The organism is Bradyrhizobium sp. HKCCYLRH1030 (genome assembly GCF_051168395.1).
GTDB lineage: Bacteria > Pseudomonadota > Alphaproteobacteria > Rhizobiales > Xanthobacteraceae > Bradyrhizobium.
Genome location: NZ_JBNPUY010000004.1, coordinates 253,488 through 268,385, shown reverse-complemented (window position 1 = coordinate 268,385; position 14,898 = coordinate 253,488). Strand labels below are relative to the sequence as shown.

Sequence of the window (14,898 nt, the reverse complement as noted above, 5' to 3'; positions counted from 1 at the left end):
TCAGAAAGTCAGGAATCTTCCAAATGAGTTCTGATCACAGCGGGGCGCGGCTCGCGACCCGCCTGGCCTTCTTCGTCGCCGGCTTCGGCATCGCCTGCTGGGCACCGCTGGTGCCGTTTGCCAAACAGCGGCTCGGCGTCGATGATGCGACGCTCGGGCTGCTACTGCTCTCGCTCGGCGTGGGCTCAGTCGCATCGATGCTGGCCGCCGGGCTGCTGAGCGCCCATTATGGCAGCAAGCCGGTCGTCATCGTCAGCGGCATCGCTCTCGCGCTGTTCCTGCCACTGCTGGCGATCGCAGCAACGCCAGCGACTCTCGCACTCGCATTGTTCGCCTTCGGTGCGGCGCTGGGCTCGCTCGACGTCGCGGTGAACATCCAGGCGATCGACGTCGAGCGGCTGAGCGAGCGTCCGCTGATGTCAGGTTTCCATGCCCAGTTCAGCATCGGCGGCTTCGCGGGCTCCGGCGTCATGACGGCGCTGCTCGCGTTCGACGTCGCGCCGCTGCTCGGCACACTCGCTTGTTGTGCGCTCGCCCTGGCCGCGATGATCGTGGCCGCCCCGCGACTGATGGCGAGCAAACCCGCGCAATCGGGGCCTCTGCTCGTGCTTCCGCACGGCGCGGTGCTGCTGCTGGCGGCGCTCGCCGCGATCATGTTCCTGGTCGAAGGCGCGATGCTCGACTGGAGCGCGCTGCTGCTCGCCAGTTCCGGCCGCCTGCCGGCCGCGCAGGCCGGATTGGGCTACATCATGTTCTCGATCGCAATGACCGCAGGGCGCCTCGTCGGTGACGCCGTGGTTGCACGGATCGGTGATCGCGCAACGTTGCTCGGGGGCAGCGCCATCGCCATCGCGGGCTTCGTCCTGCTGCTCGCGGCTCCGTGGGTTGCTGCTGCCATGGCGGGCTTTGCGCTGATCGGCCTCGGCGCGTCGAACCTGGTCCCAGTGCTGTTCCGCCGAGCCGGGGCGCAGACCGCCATGCCGGTCGGGCTGGCCGTCGCGGCCGTCACCACCGCAGGCTACTCAGGCGTGCTGCTGGGCCCCGCAGGCATCGGCTTCATCGCCGCAGCCACCAGCCTGCCGGCCGCATTCTGGATGTTGGCCGCACTGCTCGTCATCGTGCTGCTGAGTGCGCCGTTGGCCGCGAGCACGCAGCCTTAGGAACGAGGCGCGCCGCTCCGGTTTGACCCGGCATCTCATGCCTCGGCCATTCGTCTGCACGAAGCGACGTCGTCTATCGCTGAGCTGCCGGTCTCACGCCGGCGCCGAACCATCTTGGAGCACGCTCTCGCGCATTTCCTGATAGCGCGCACCGGTCTGCGGCTTGACGAACAGCGCCGCGACGATCGGATGCCGCGCCCTCAGCTCGCTCTCGATCGCAACCACGGCGCGCTCAATGTCGTCGGCGCGCTGATCGTCCGCAAACTCGATGCTCAGCGCGACAACGACATGCTGCGGTGACAGCTGCACCGTGAGCAGGCCATTGGCTGACTTGACGCCCTTCCTCTTGCGCGCGATGTCGAGGATCGAACGCGCCAGCTCCGGGTCCGCCGGCTCGCCGATCAGGAGACTCTTGCTCTCCCGCGCGAGCACCATCGAGGTCGCCGCAAGCAGCACACCGATCAGGATCGATCCGATGCCGTCCCATGCCGGCTCATCGAAGGCGACGGCCGCAGCCATCGCGGCAGCAGCAATCACGATGCCGATCAGTGCCGCGCTGTCCTCGAACACGACCATGAAGGCCGGCGGGTCCTTGCTGCGCCTGAACGCCTCGAGATAGGAGAGACCCGGCGCAGCCGCGCGAAACCGCCGCACCGCCACCCACCAGGAGCCTGCCTCGAACACGAAGGAGAGCCCGAGCACGACGTAGTTCACCGTCGGGTCTTCGATCGGCCGCGGATGCATCAGGTGCGTCACGCCTTCATACAGCGAGACGCCGGCGCCCAGCGCGAACAAGAGCAGCGCGACGATGAAGCTCCAGAAATAGAGCTCACGGCCATGGCCGAGCGGATGCCGCTGGTCGGGCGGACGGCTTGCGCGATGAAAGCCGTAGAGCAGCAGCAGTTCGTTCGAGGTGTCGACGGCGGAGTGGATCGCCTCGCTCATCATGGCCGAGCTGCCGGTCCACACCGCCGCGGCGGTCTTGGTGCAGGCCACGAGCAGATTGCCGGCAAGCGCGGCATAGACGGCAACCTTGGAATCCGCGTTTGCCGCCATGTCGCCTGCCTGTTCCCTGCGCTCGTGCGCCGGGCAACGCGAGCTGCGGGGCATCGGTTCCCGTGGCGCGCTTGCGGACGTCGCCGCGCCGGAGCAGGATCGCCCGATCCGCAACGGAGCAGAGTGACGATGGCGCCGAGAGATGAGGCGAGAGACGGACAGAGGCAAGCCGGCGCCCAAGACCGGGACGCAGATTTCCTGCGCCACAGCTTCGCCATCGCCCGCCGCGCGACATCCAACGGCAATCCTCCATTCGGAGCGGTGCTGATCGCTGCCGACGGCCGCGTTCTGATCGAGGCCGAGAACGGCTACATGCCAGCTCATGACGCCACGGCCCATGCCGAGCGGCTGGTCGCGACCCAGGCCTGCGTTTCGCTAGCGCCCGAGATCAGGGCGGCGGCCACGCTGTATTCGTCGGCAGAGCCGTGCGCGATGTGCGCGGGCGCCATCTACTGGGCCGGCATCGGACGCGTGGTCTATGGCCTCAGTGAGCGGCGGCTGCGCGGCATTACCGGCAATCATCCGGAGAACCCGACCCTCGACCTGCCGTGCCGCGACGTGTTCGCGAGCGGCCAGCGTGCGACCGAAGTCGTCGGCCCCCTGTTGGAGGAGGAAGCCGCGACGCTGCATGAGGGAGCCTGGGACAAATGAAGCAGGCGCCGCGACCGGAGGCGCGGCGCCTGCTTGCGTGGCTCGATCGATATCAGAACTTCACGGTCACGCCCGAATACAGCGACGACTCGGTGCAGGCGCCCGTGGCGACGCGGGTGCCGCCGACACCGGCGACGGAACAGCCGACCGCGTTGTTGTGGTCGAGGCCGAACTTGTTCTGCCAGTAGCGATAGGCCACCCAGACGTCGATCAGGTGGCTCTGCTTCTCACCCCACATCGCCTTCGACGCATCGAAGGTCAGGCGGATCGGCTCGGAATTGAACTCGATCTTGGTCGGATAGACGCCGTTCGCGACGCTGGCCGGGAGCGGCTCGGTGTCGGTGCCCTTCTTGCCGTACCAGCCGGCGCGGCCCGAGATCGAGAAGAACTGCATGCTCTCCGGCAGGAAGCCGAGATCCATGTAGTAGTTGGTCTCGACGGCCCAGGTCGGCTTGAACGAGGTATTGCCGTCATTGATGCAGGGGTTCGACCAGCCGGCCCCGCACTGCGAGAACGAATTGTGGTTGGCGAACTCCCAATACATCAGGGGAGCGACGTTGAAATAGCCCTTGTAGGGCAGGTTGAACGCGAACTGCAGGCCGGCAACCACGTCGCGTTTGGCGGCGCCGAAATAGCGGTTCTCGGTATTGGCATCCATGCCCACCTCGAACGAAATGTTCTGCAGCGGGCCCATCGTGAAGGCCTTGGTGTTGAAGATCTGGTTCCAGCCGAAGGTCGAGCGGAACAGTCCGTAGATTTCGGTCGCACCGGCACAGCTCGCCGGCGTGAAGGCGAAACCTGCGTTGGGCGACACGATCCCGCCGGTCTGCGTGCACGGCCCAGCGGGGTCGTTGTGGTCCGACTTGAACAGCGAGATCGTGAAGAAGTTGGTGCCGTAACCCCAGACGTCGAAATGGGTGAACGAGTAGACCTGCTTGGCGGTCTTGGCGTTGAATGTGCCGTTGCCGTTGACACTCCATGCACCAGGCTGGCTGGCATCGAAGATATAGGAGTAGCTGACGCGATTGTCGACGACGAGGAAGAACGGCACCTCGGCCGGCGCCTTCTTCGCGATCGCCTTGGCGGACAGGTCAGCGGCCCCCGCTGCACCGACCGACGTCAGCGCTGCCGCGCCCATTGCGACGACCGCCGCGATTGTTTGACGTAACGACATTCAGAACACCCCCAGTTGACAAGCGCCGATTCCCGACCTGCATGCACAGTTGCGCCGTTCCACGGGTGGGAGAAGCCTCAACTTTCTCCAGGACTTGCCCGCAGTTTGATCAAGGTTCCGCCGTATTGCAGCGGCGACGACATCGGTCGCGAGCTTGGGCATGGGACGATTGGCCGCGGCCACGATGCTCCCAGACCCCGATCTTGCGGCTTCACATTGCTGAAGTTTTTCCGAAAAGCCCCGCCTGGCCTTCCGCGCGCGTTCGCGGCAACGCGCGAGCGCAAGCGCGCCCCTGGACGCGCATGGGATGACGCTGCTCATCCAACGGGCAACGTGCTGCGGGCGGATCGATTTCCGGCCGGTGTCTCAAAACTGCCACAGAACTTTATCGTTCGCTCCGCTCGACCGATTGCGGGACGTGATGCCTGCAACCGCTGGCGCACTGCATTCGCCGAACGCGGCGCGATGGACGCTTGGACAAGAGTTGGGCAGACGATGGCGCTTTTCGCCTCTTACGCGCCGCGGCAAATTAGATCACAATTGAGGCAGCTTCATTCCCCTGCCCCATGACGCAGCAAATGCCTGACCCCGCGCCGGCCGATCCGAACCCTACGCCTCCGCTCCTGCAGACGATCGGATTGACCAAGCGCTATGGCGACTTCGTTGCCAACGACAAGATCGACATCGAGATCCGGCCACGCGAGATTCACGCCTTGCTCGGCGAGAACGGCGCCGGGAAGTCGACGCTGGTGAAGACGATCTACGGACTGGTGCAGCCGAGCGCCGGTGAGCTGCGCTGGCAGGGTGTGCCCATCACGCTGTCCGGTCCCGCGGAAGCGCGATCCCTCGGCATCGGCATGGTATTTCAGCATTTCTCCCTGTTCGACAACCTCACGGTGGCTGAGAACGTGGCGCTCGGGCTCGATGGCAAGGAGCCATTCAAGGCCATGTCGGCGCGGCTCGCGGACGTCGCGCGCGACTACGGACTGCCGCTCGATCCGAAGCGCGAAGTCTGGCAACTGTCGGTGGGCGAGCGGCAGCGCATCGAGATCGTGCGCGCGCTCATGCAGAATCCGAAATTCCTCATCCTGGACGAGCCCACCGCCGTGTTGACGCCGCAGGAGGCCGACCAGTTGTTCGTCGTGCTCGAGCGACTGAAAGCAGAAGGCCGCGCCATCCTCTACATCAGCCACAAGCTCGAAGAGGTGAAGCGGCTGTGCGACACTGCCACCATCCTGCGCGGCGGCAGGAAGGTCGCGACCTGCAATCCGAAGCTGGAGACGGCTGCCTCGCTGGCGCGCATGATGGTGGGGACCGAGATCAAGGACGTGAAGCCGCCGGCCGAGCGGCGCACCACCGTGCCGCGTCTGGTCGTCAATGATCTCACCCTCGCCCCCAGCGAGCTGCATGGCGTGGGTCTCAAGAACATTTCCTTCGAGCTGAAGGGCGGCGAGATCCTCGGCATCGCCGGTGTCGCCGGCAACGGCCAGGACGAGCTGTTTGCTGCGTTGTCCGGCGAACGCCTCGTCAAAGAGCCCGGCGCGATCATCATCGACGGCCTCGCCTGCGGCAATCTCTCGATCACCGAGCGCCGCAAGATGGGCGCGGCGTTCGTGCCGGAGGAGCGGCTGGGGCATGGCACCGCGCCGCGGATGAGGTTGTCCGAGAATGCGCTACTGACCGGACACGCTGCGGGCGATATGGTCCGGCACGGCTTCATCAACGCCGCAGCGACATTGCGGACGGTCGATCTGACGACCGAGACGTTCGATGTCCGCAAGGCCAAGCGCGATCCGGAAGCGGCGAGCCTGTCCGGCGGGAATTTGCAGAAGTTCGTCGTCGGCCGCGAGATCCTGCGCACGCCGGCGGTGCTGGTCGTCAATCAGCCGACCTGGGGCGTCGACGCAGGCGCCGCCGCGATCATCCGCCAGGCGCTGATCGATCTCGCCAGCGCGGGCGCTGCAGTCCTCGTCACCAGCCAGGACCTCGACGAACTGATCGAGATCGCCGACCGCATCGCGGTGATGTTTCACGGACACTTGTCGGAGGCGCTGCCACGCGCGGAGGCGACGCGGGAAAGGCTCGGCCTGTTGATGGGCGGCGCCAGCCTCGAGAAGGAGGCGGCGCATGCAGCTCGTGCTTGAGAAGCGCGCCGAGCGCTCGCGCACCATCGCGCTGGTTTCGCCGTTGATCGCGATCGGACTGACGCTGGTGACCATGAGCGTGCTGTTCGCCGTGCTCGGCAAGAACCCGATCACCGCGCTCGGCGTCTACTTCATCGCGCCGCTCACCGACGGCTATTCGCTACAGGAGATCGCCGTGAAGGCCACGCCGCTGGTCATGATCGCGATCGGCTTGTCGCTGTGCTACCTCGCCAACGCCTGGAACATCGGTGCCGAGGGCCAGTTCCTGATCGGGGCCGTTGCCGGCAGCTGGATCGCGGTGAAGACGCAAGGCACCGAAGCGGGACACTGGGTGCTGCCGGCGATGCTGGTCGCGGGCGCCGCAGCCGGCGCGCTCTATGCGCTGATCCCGGCGCTGTGCCGCGTCAAGTTCGGCGCCAGCGAGATTCTCATCAGCCTGATGCTGGTCTATGTCGCCGATCTCCTGCTCGACTATCTCGTTCGCGGCCCCTGGCGCGATCCCGCCGGCTTCAACTTCCCCACCACGGCGGAGTTCGATCCGGTCGCCACCGTGCCGGTGCTGATCGAGGGCGGACGCCTGCATCTCGGCAGCATCATCGCGCTGATTGTCGTTGCCGGCGCCTTCGTGCTGCTCGAGCGCACCATCAAGGGGTTCGAGATCCGAGTCGTGGGCGTGGCGCCGCGTGCGGCGCGGTTCGGCGGCTTCAATGCGAACCAGCTCATCCTTCTGACGTTCGCCGTGTCGGGCGCATTGGCCGGTCTCGCAGGGATCATCGAGGTGGCGGGACCCATCGGACATCTGCAGCCTGGCATCTCGCCGGGCTATGGCTTCACCGCGATCATCGTGGCCTTCCTCGGACGGCTCAATCCGGTTGGAATATTCATTGCAGGGCTCTTTCTCGCATTGACGTTCATTGGCGGCGAGCAGGCCCAGATCACGATGAAGATTCCGCTCGATGTGACCAAGGTGTTCCAGGGCATCCTGCTGTTCTACGTGCTCGCCTGCGATTCGCTCATCCTCTACCGTTTCAAGCTCGTCTTCGCCGCGCGGCAGGTGCAAAGTGGTGCTGGTTGAAGCAATCATCCTGTCGGTGCTCGCAGCATCGACGCCGCTGCTGCTGGCGGCCACCGGCGAGCTGGTCACCGAGCGCTCGGGCGTCCTCAACCTCGGCGTCGAGGGCATGATGATCGTCGGCGCGGCCTGCGGCTTCGGCGGGGCCTGGCTGTCCGGCTCGATCATCGTCGGCGCGCTGTGCGGCATCGTCGCCGGCATGCTGATGTCGCTGATCTTCGCGTTCATGACCCTCGGCCTCGCCGTGAACCAGGTGGCGACGGGCCTCGCGCTGACCATCCTCGGCACCGGTCTGTCCGGCCTGATCGGCGCGCGCTTTGTCGGCGAACGCATCAGCACCGCGCCGCACCTTTCCATTCCCGGCCTCAGCGACATCCCGCTGGTCGGCCGTATCGCGTTCGGCGAGGATGCGTTCGTCTATCTGTCGCTCGCCTTGATCATCGCCGTCTGGTGGTTTCTGTACCGCACCCGTGCCGGCCTGGTGCTGCGCGCCTGCGGCGACAACCATGTCTCCGCCCACGCGCTCGGCTATCCCGTGCTGCGCATCCGTTTGCTCGCGGTGCTGTTCGGCGGCGGCTGCGCCGGGCTCGCCGGCGCCTATCTGCCGCTGGCTTATACGCCGTTCTTCATTCCCGGCATGACCGCGGGGCGCGGCTGGATCGCGCTGGCGCTGGTCGTGTTCGCATCCTGGCGACCGGGCCGCCTTGTCATCGGCGCCTACCTGTTCGGTGCGGTGACGATTCTGCAGCTGCATGCGCAGGGCGCCGGCGTCGGCATCCCCTCGCAGTTCATGTCGGCGCTGCCATACCTCGCCACCGTGATCGTCCTGGTGCTGCTGTCGCGCGCCCGCACCGGCGGCTCCACCGCGCCGGCAGCGCTGGGGACGGTGTTCGTGCCGGATCGCTGAACCAATCATCCGGAGCGCCAGCGATGGGGCGCGGTGCTCTGGCTCACGAGGTCTTCCCCGGATTGTTTGGAGGCATGGACGATGATGAAAAGGCTTCTGGGGGCTGCCGCCGCGCTGGTGCTGGCGGGAAGCATTGCCGGCGTGGCGCACGCTGCCGACAAGCTGAAGGTCGGCTTCATCTACCTCGGGCCGATCGGCGACCTCGGCTGGACCTATCAGCATGAGCTCGCGCGCCAGGCGCTGGTGAAGGAGCTCGGTGACAAGATCGAGACGACCTATCTGGAGAACGTACCGGAAGGCCCGGACGCCGAGCGCGCCATCGAGCAGTTGGTCCGCGCCGGCAACAAGCTGATCTTCACGACCTCGTTCGGCTACATGGATCCGACCCTGAAGGTCGCCAAGAAGTATCCCAACGTGCATTTCGAGCACGCCACGGGCTACAAGCGCGACAAGAACATGTCGACCTATTCGGCGCGCTGGTATCAGGGCCGCTACATCCAGGGCATCATCGCCGGCAAGATGTCGAAGGCCGGCGTGCTCGGCTATATCGGCTCGTTCCCGATCCCGGAGGTCATTTCGGGCATCAACGCCACCATCATCGGCGCGCAGACGGTCAATCCGAACATCAAGGTCAAGATCATCTGGGCCAACACCTGGTTCGACCCGGGCAAGGAAGCCGACGCCGCCAAGGCACTGATCGACCAGGGCGCCGACATCATCATGCAGCACACCGACAGCCCGGCTGCCATGCAGATCGCCGCCGAGCGCGGCAAGCTCGCCTTCGGCCAGGACTCCGAGATGATCAAGTTCGGCCCCAAGGCGCAGCTCACCTCGATCCTCGACACCTGGGGCCCCTACTACATCGCGCGCGTCAAGGCCGAGCTCGACGGCACCTGGAAGTCGGAGGACACCTGGGGCGGCCTCGATTCCAAGATGTTCGAGATGGCGCCCTATACCAACATGCCAGATGACGTGAAGAAGCTGGCCGAGGAGACCCAGGCCGCGATCACCGCCGGCAAGCTGCACCCGTTCAAGTGCCCCGTGCTCGGCCAGGACGGCAAGGAGATCGAGTGCAAGGGCGGCGACCATCTCGCCGACGGCCAGATTCTCGGCATGAACTTCTATGTCAAGGGCGTCGACGACAAGGTGCCGGGCAAGTAGACGCAGCACCCGGCAGGAACTCCCCCCACACGTCGGGGGGAGTTCTCGAGCGGATATTTTCCAACGCTGCGCGCTTCACCCTCCCCGCATGGCCTTGGCGGCCGCGCTGTGCCGATCGATCAGCCCGCCGACGTCCAGTCCCGGAATTGCGCCGTCGATCACGGTCCAGCGGCCGCCGACCATCACGCGGTCGGCGCGGTGGGCGCCGCAGAGCACCAGCGCGGCGATCGGATCCCCTGAACCCGAGAAGCGCAGCTCGTCGAGTTTGAACAGTGCGAGGTCGGCGGCCTTGCCCACCGCGATCTCGCCGAGCTCCGGCCGGCCGACGCAGGCGGCCGAGCCCTTGGTTGCCCAGCGCAGCGCATCCTTGTGGCTGATCCGGCCAACGCCGTAGCGCGCCCGCTGCAGCAGGAACGCGGCACGCACCTCCTGCATCAGGTTTGAGCCGTCGTTCGACGCCGAGCCGTCGACGCCGAGGCCGATCCCGACGCCCGCCTCCTCCATCTCGCACACCGGGCAGCAGCCGGATGCGAGCAACTGGTTCGAGCAGGCGCAGTGAGTGATCGCGGTCTTGGCCTTGCCGAGCCGTTTCATCTCCTCGGCATTGAAGAAGATGCCGTGCGCCAGCCAGGTTCGCGGTCCGAGCCAGCCATGCTTCTCCAGATAGTCGAGCGGACGGCAGCCGAACATCGCCTCGCAGAAGCGGTTCTCGTCCTCGGTCTCCGCGAGATGGGTATGCAGCCGCACGTCGAGCTCGTCGGCGAGATCGGCCGTCTTCTGCATCAGCGATCCCGTGACCGAAAACGGCGAGCACGGCGCCAGCGCGATCTGCACCATCGCATCCGGCCCGCGCTCGTGATAGGTCGCGACCACGCGCTCGCTGTCGGCGAGGATCGTATCCTCGTCCTGCACCACACTGTCCGGCGGCAGTCCGCCGTCGCGCTCGGACAGGTTCATCGAGCCGCGGGTCAATAGCACTCGAATGCCCAGCCGCTTCGCAGCCGCCACCTCGATGCCGACCGCGTCCTCGAGGCCGGCCGGAAACACGTAGTGATGATCGGTCGTCGTCGTGCAGCCGGACAGCGTCAGCTCGGCCATCGCGACCGTGACCGCCGCATCCAATGCCTCCGGCGTCAGCTTCGCCCAGATCGGATAGAGCGCCTTCAGCCAGGGGAACAGCTCGCGGTCCATCGCAGCCGGCAGCGCGCGCGTCAGCGTCTGGTAGAAGTGATGATGGGTGTTGATCAGCCCGGGGATCATGACATGCCCGCTGGCATCATAGATCGCCGCATCAGCGGTGGCCGGCTTGGCCCCGGTAGGCACCAGCTCGGCGATGCGGCCGTCCTTGACGACGACACCGCGCGCAGCACCCTCGGCGAGAATGGCTAGCGGGTCCTTGATCCAGATCGGCGTCGTGCTCATGGCTGCCTCGTCTCGGTGATTGGGCGTTTGCATGTGCCGGTAACTTGCAAGCGGAAGGCCAGCGTCATCCTATTGCCAGTTGGCGCTGGTCTTGCAAGGATTCCACCCGCGATAGGCTGCGCCCACGAGCTGGCTTCACCATGGATCTGAACACCATCACGGCGGTCGTGCGCCCGAGGACGCGGGCCGAGCTGCCCAGCTGGCAGGCAGGCGATGCCTGGCTGGCCGGCGGCACGTGGCTTTTCTCGGAACCGCAGCCGCGCCTGTCGCGGCTGATCGATCTCAGCGATCTCGCCTGGCCGTCTCTCAGCATCAGCGATCAGGGCCTGTGCATCGCCGCGACCTGCAGCGTCGCCGATCTGGACGCGCTGCCCTGCCCGGCCGAGTGGATCGCGGCGCCGCTGATCGATCGATGCTGCCGCGCGTTCCTCGCTTCGTTCAAGATCTGGAAGACGGCGACCGTGGGCGGCAATCTCTGCATGTCGCTGCCGGCCGGGCCGATGATCTCGCTGCTCGCCGCGCTCGAGGGCGTCTGCACGATCTGGAAGAACGACGGCAGCGAGCAGCGCATCCAGGTCACCGACTTCGTCACCGGAAACAACAGCAACGTGCTCGCGCCTGGAGATCTGCTGCGCCAGATCGACGTTCCGCTGGCCGCGCTCAAGCGCCGCACTGCCTTCCGCCAAATCGCCCTCACCCCGGTCGGACGCTCCGGCGCGCTGCTGATCGGCACCTCGGGCCGCAGCGGCGACCTGCTGCTCACGGTAACCGGATCGACGATCAAGCCGCAGCAGCTGCGCTTCGCCACGATGCCCGACCCAACCAAATTGCGCGCCGGCATTCTCGGCAGCATCCCAGACGCGTCGTATCATGATGATGTTCATGGCAAGCCCGCTTGGCGCAAGGCGATGACTCTGCGCCTCGCCGAGGAGATCCGCGCCGAGCTCGCGGGCTTCAGGCCATGAACGTGATCGTGGATGGCAAGGAGGTCGATGCTGCCCCGCGCCCCGGGCAATGCCTGCGGACCTTTCTGCGCGACACCGGCCATTTCGGCGTCAAGAAAGGCTGCGACGCCGGCGATTGCGGTGCCTGCACTGTGCTGCTCGACGGCGAACCGGTGCATAGCTGCCTGATCCCTGCCTTTCGTGCCGATGGCAAGGCGGTCACGACTGTCGAAGGCCTCGCGACCGATGACGGCCTGCATCCGATGCAGCACGCCTTCCTCGATGCGCAGGCGTTCCAATGCGGCTTCTGCACCGCCGGCATGATCGTCACCTGTGCCTCGCTGAACCAGGCGCAGAAGAAGGATCTCGGCGCGGCGCTGAAGGGCAATCTGTGCCGCTGCACCGGCTATCGCGCCATCGAGGACGCGCTGCTCGGCCACGTTCATGTCGAGCAGGTCACAGCCGGCGAAGCCTTCGGACGCAGCCTGCCCGCCCCCGCCGGCCCCGACGTCGTACGCGGCCGGGCGCGCTACACCTTCGACATGACGGTCGAAGGCCTGCTGCACGTCAAGCTCGCGCGCTCGCCGCACGCGCATGCGCGCATCGCCGGCATCGACAAGAGGGCTGCGCTGGCGGTGCCGGGCGTGCACGCGGTGCTGACGCATGAGGATGCGCCGGCGACGCTGTTCTCCACCGCGCGCCATGAGCAGGCCTGGATGGATCCGGCGGACACCCGCGTGCTCGACGACGTCGTCCGCTTCATCGGCCAGAAGGTCGCGGCCGTCGTCGCCGAGACCGAGGCCGCGGCCGAAGAGGCCTGTCGGCGTCTCGTCGTCGACTACGAGATCCTGCCCGCCGTGGTCGATCCCGCTGACGCGATCGTGCCCGGCGCGCCGGTCATTCACGCCGGCCGTGGCAGCGCGCATCGCATCGCGGACGTCGGCCGCAACATCGTCGCCGAGACCCATGGCGAGTTCGGCGACGTCGCCGCCGCGCTCGCGTCGGCCGCCGCGACCTATGAAGGCACCTTCACCACCCAGCGGGTGCAGCATGCGGCGCTTGAAACGCACGGCGGTCTCGCCTGGCTCGACGAGAACGGCGCGCTTACCGTCCGTTCCAGCACGCAGGTGCCGTTCCTGACGAAACGGGCGCTGTGCGAGATCTTCGACCTCGCGCCCGATAATGTCCGCGTGTTCTGCGAGCGCGTCGGCGGCGGCTTCGGCGGCAAGCAGGAGATGTTCGTCGAGGATATCCTCGCGCTCGCCGCGCTGAAGACAAAGCGCCCCGTGAAGCTCGAATTCACCAGAGAGGAGCAGTTCATCGCGACCTCGACGCGGCATCCGATGCGCCTCACGGTCAAGGCCGGCGCCGACAAGGATGGCAAGCTGACCGCGCTGCAGCTCGATGTTCTTTCCAACACCGGTGCCTACGGCAATCATGCCGGGCCCGTGCTGCTCCATGCCTGCGCCGAGTCGATCTCGGTCTACAATTGTCCCAACAAGAAGGTCGACGGCCTCGCCGTCTACACCAACACGGTGCCGGCCGGCGCCTATCGGGGCTACGGCCTGCCGCAAACCACCTTCGCGGTCGAAGCCGCGATCGACGAGCTCGCGCGGCAGCTCGGCATCGACGCTTTCGAGATGCGACGCCGCAACATCGTCAGGCCGGGCGATGCCATGCTGGCGCCGCCGGCATCGGAGCCCAGCGACGTGCTGTACGGCTCCTACGGGCTCGACCAGTGCCTCGATCTGGTCGAGCGCGCGATGGCCGAGGCCACGCCGACGCCGGAGCTGGCGGCCGAGTGGCTGAAGGGCGATGGCATCGCGCTGACGATGATCGACACCGTGCCGCCCGATGGACATATCGCCGATGCCACCGTCAGCCTGCGCGACGACGGCGGCTTCGTGCTCACCGTCGGCACCGCCGAATTCGGCAACGGCACCAGCACCGTCCATCGCCAGATCGCCGCGACCGTGCTCGGCACCACGGTCGGTCGCATCAGCCTCAGACAGTCCGACACGGCGCATGGCGGCCACGACACCGGCGCCTATGGCTCGACAGGCACCTTCGTCGCGGGACGCGCGACCCAGGCTGCGGCCGAAGCGCTGGCCGAGACGATCAAGCGGTTCGCGGCCGACAGGTGGAACGTCGCTCCCGGCGCCTGCGTGATCGCCGATGATGCAATCACCTGCGGCGCACACCGTCTCGCTTTCGCCGAGCTCGCGAACGCCAGCGGATCGCCGCTCACCGCGAGCGGCAGTTCGCAGGGCACGCCGCGCTCGGTCGCGTTCAACGTCCAGGGTTTTCGCGTCGCTGTGAACAAGGGGACCGGCGAGGTCAGGATCCTCAAGAGCGTGCAGGCCGCGGATGCCGGCCGGGTCGCCAATCCGATGCAGTGCCGCGGCCAGGTCGAGGGCGGCGTGGCCCAAGCGCTCGGTGCCGCGCTGTACGAGGAGATCGTGATCGACGACACGGGCCGCGTGATCAATCCGCGCTTCCGCGACTATCACCTGCCGTCCTATGCCGACGTGCCGCGCACCGAGGTGCTGTTTGCCGACACCCACGACACGATCGGCCCATTGGGGGCGAAGTCGATGAGCGAGAGCCCCTATAATCCGGTCGCCGCCGCGCTCGGCAACGCGCTGCGCGCTGCGACCGGCATCCGCTTCGCGGCCGTGCCGTTCAAGCCGGACCGGCTGCTTCCGCAGTTGCAGGAGAAATTCGGCGAATGAGCCGGTCTGGGGAAACGGCTGCGCTATGGCTTGGGTCGGCGATCGTACGACCAACCGAACACGCCGCTCCGCCGGGTCTCGGGCTCCGGTTCCGCAGCCGGCTCCGACGGCTGGGCGGCCGCCTGTGGCGGGGCGGCGGGAGCGACCGGCTTGGGGATGCTCTCGCATTTCATCGCATAGACCAGCTTGCCGTCCTCGGTTCGTCCGATCGGCGCGCAGGCATCGGCGCGCTTGGCCGTGCTCTGCTTGGGTGCGGTCTGCGCCGCCGCCAGAGGCACACCAGCGAACTGTCCCAGCACCAGCATGATCAGAACCAGTCTCGTCATTCCGCCCGTCCCGCTTGTCAGACCGGAACATTGAACGCAATCGCGCCGCCGGAGTCCACCGCATCACGCGCGCATGACAGCTAATCTGTTGTGCACTGACTGCCACAGCGACGCGCTGGAAATCAGATGCGATCGATGCCACAGATGAG

The 14,898-nt window shown here is 66.6% G+C and carries 12 protein-coding genes; 8 read left to right on the top strand and 4 right to left on the bottom strand.

Features of this window, described 5'->3' with window-relative positions; genetic code table 11:
• Positions 1 to 23: 23 nt before the first annotated feature.
• Positions 24 to 1,160 carry an MFS transporter gene (locus ACQR1E_RS14325; protein WP_315750278.1) on the top strand — a complete coding sequence of 379 codons (1,137 nt, stop codon included), beginning with the start codon at positions 24 to 26 and terminating at the stop codon, positions 1,158 to 1,160.
• Positions 1,161 to 1,253: 93 nt separating this feature from the next.
• Here the strand turns inward: ACQR1E_RS14325 and ACQR1E_RS14320 are convergent, their stop codons facing one another.
• Complete coding sequence (locus ACQR1E_RS14320; protein ID WP_315750277.1) at positions 1,254 to 2,216, bottom strand: cation diffusion facilitator family transporter; 963 nt, start codon at positions 2,214 to 2,216, stop codon at positions 1,254 to 1,256.
• A gap of 129 nt (positions 2,217 to 2,345) precedes the next feature.
• On the opposite strand from ACQR1E_RS14320, the gene ACQR1E_RS14315 reads away from it, so the two are divergent.
• Positions 2,346 to 2,867 (top strand): nucleoside deaminase, encoded by a 522-nt coding sequence (locus ACQR1E_RS14315; RefSeq protein ID WP_434897192.1) that lies wholly within the window; start codon positions 2,346 to 2,348, stop codon positions 2,865 to 2,867.
• 52 nt (positions 2,868 to 2,919) lie between these two features.
• Here the strand turns inward: ACQR1E_RS14315 and ACQR1E_RS14310 are convergent, their stop codons facing one another.
• Entirely contained in the window at positions 2,920 to 4,041 is a 1,122-nt protein-coding gene (locus tag ACQR1E_RS14310; protein ID WP_315827085.1) for a hypothetical protein, read from the bottom strand.
• Between the two features lie 578 nt (positions 4,042 to 4,619).
• Here ACQR1E_RS14310 and ACQR1E_RS14305 point away from each other — a divergent pair.
• The 4 genes from ACQR1E_RS14305 (at position 4,620) to ACQR1E_RS14290 (ending at position 9,325) form a co-directional block, all read left to right on the top strand.
• Entirely contained in the window at positions 4,620 to 6,185 is a 1,566-nt protein-coding gene (locus ACQR1E_RS14305) for an ABC transporter ATP-binding protein (RefSeq protein WP_316171709.1), read from the top strand.
• Complete coding sequence (locus ACQR1E_RS14300) at positions 6,169 to 7,260, top strand: ABC transporter permease (RefSeq protein ID WP_315750273.1); 1,092 nt, start codon at positions 6,169 to 6,171, stop codon at positions 7,258 to 7,260. The genes ACQR1E_RS14305 and ACQR1E_RS14300 overlap by 17 nt, the downstream gene beginning before the upstream one ends.
• A complete protein-coding gene (locus ACQR1E_RS14295) occupies positions 7,247 to 8,164 on the top strand; it encodes an ABC transporter permease (protein ID WP_316201172.1) in 918 nt (305 codons plus the stop codon). Before ACQR1E_RS14300 ends, ACQR1E_RS14295 begins: the two co-directional genes overlap by 14 nt.
• 81 nt (positions 8,165 to 8,245) lie before the next feature.
• On the top strand, positions 8,246 to 9,325 hold the full coding sequence (locus ACQR1E_RS14290; RefSeq protein ID WP_315717790.1) for a BMP family ABC transporter substrate-binding protein: 1,080 nt from the start codon (positions 8,246 to 8,248) through the stop codon (positions 9,323 to 9,325).
• A gap of 75 nt (positions 9,326 to 9,400) precedes the next feature.
• Here the strand turns inward: ACQR1E_RS14290 and ACQR1E_RS14285 are convergent, their stop codons facing one another.
• Positions 9,401 to 10,747: an 8-oxoguanine deaminase gene (locus ACQR1E_RS14285; RefSeq protein WP_434897191.1), complete on the bottom strand. Its 1,347-nt coding sequence runs from the start codon at positions 10,745 to 10,747 to the stop codon at positions 9,401 to 9,403.
• 140 nt (positions 10,748 to 10,887) lie between these two features.
• On the opposite strand from ACQR1E_RS14285, the gene ACQR1E_RS14280 reads away from it, so the two are divergent.
• Positions 10,888 to 11,712, top strand: coding sequence for an FAD binding domain-containing protein (locus ACQR1E_RS14280; RefSeq protein ID WP_315750270.1), 825 nt, complete (start codon positions 10,888 to 10,890; stop codon positions 11,710 to 11,712).
• Positions 11,709 to 14,423: a molybdopterin-dependent oxidoreductase gene (locus ACQR1E_RS14275; RefSeq protein ID WP_315750269.1), complete on the top strand. Its 2,715-nt coding sequence runs from the start codon at positions 11,709 to 11,711 to the stop codon at positions 14,421 to 14,423. Before ACQR1E_RS14280 ends, ACQR1E_RS14275 begins: the two co-directional genes overlap by 4 nt.
• Before the next feature lie 23 nt (positions 14,424 to 14,446).
• On the opposite strand, the gene ACQR1E_RS14270 is transcribed toward ACQR1E_RS14275, so the two are convergent.
• A complete protein-coding gene (locus tag ACQR1E_RS14270) occupies positions 14,447 to 14,749 on the bottom strand; it encodes a hypothetical protein (RefSeq protein WP_315750268.1) in 303 nt (100 codons plus the stop codon).
• Positions 14,750 to 14,898: the final 149 nt, after the last annotated feature.

What these genes read in the sequence shown, in the direction of transcription:
- ACQR1E_RS14325 (WP_315750278.1), top strand. Translation starts at nt 24, where the DNA reads ATGAGTTCTGATCACAGCGGGGCGCGGCTCGCGACCCGCCTGGCCTTC.
- ACQR1E_RS14320 (WP_315750277.1), bottom strand. Translation starts at nt 2,216, where the DNA reads ATGGCGGCAAACGCGGATTCCAAGGTTGCCGTCTATGCCGCGCTTGCC.
- ACQR1E_RS14315 (WP_434897192.1), top strand. Translation starts at nt 2,346, where the DNA reads ATGGCGCCGAGAGATGAGGCGAGAGACGGACAGAGGCAAGCCGGCGCC.
- ACQR1E_RS14310 (WP_315827085.1), bottom strand. Translation starts at nt 4,041, where the DNA reads ATGTCGTTACGTCAAACAATCGCGGCGGTCGTCGCAATGGGCGCGGCA.
- ACQR1E_RS14305 (WP_316171709.1), top strand. Translation starts at nt 4,620, where the DNA reads ATGCCTGACCCCGCGCCGGCCGATCCGAACCCTACGCCTCCGCTCCTG.
- ACQR1E_RS14300 (WP_315750273.1), top strand. Translation starts at nt 6,169, where the DNA reads ATGCAGCTCGTGCTTGAGAAGCGCGCCGAGCGCTCGCGCACCATCGCG.
- ACQR1E_RS14290 (WP_315717790.1), top strand. Translation starts at nt 8,246, where the DNA reads ATGATGAAAAGGCTTCTGGGGGCTGCCGCCGCGCTGGTGCTGGCGGGA.
- ACQR1E_RS14285 (WP_434897191.1), bottom strand. Translation starts at nt 10,747, where the DNA reads ATGAGCACGACGCCGATCTGGATCAAGGACCCGCTAGCCATTCTCGCC.
- ACQR1E_RS14280 (WP_315750270.1), top strand. Translation starts at nt 10,888, where the DNA reads ATGGATCTGAACACCATCACGGCGGTCGTGCGCCCGAGGACGCGGGCC.
- ACQR1E_RS14275 (WP_315750269.1), top strand. Translation starts at nt 11,709, where the DNA reads ATGAACGTGATCGTGGATGGCAAGGAGGTCGATGCTGCCCCGCGCCCC.
- ACQR1E_RS14270 (WP_315750268.1), bottom strand. Translation starts at nt 14,749, where the DNA reads ATGACGAGACTGGTTCTGATCATGCTGGTGCTGGGACAGTTCGCTGGT.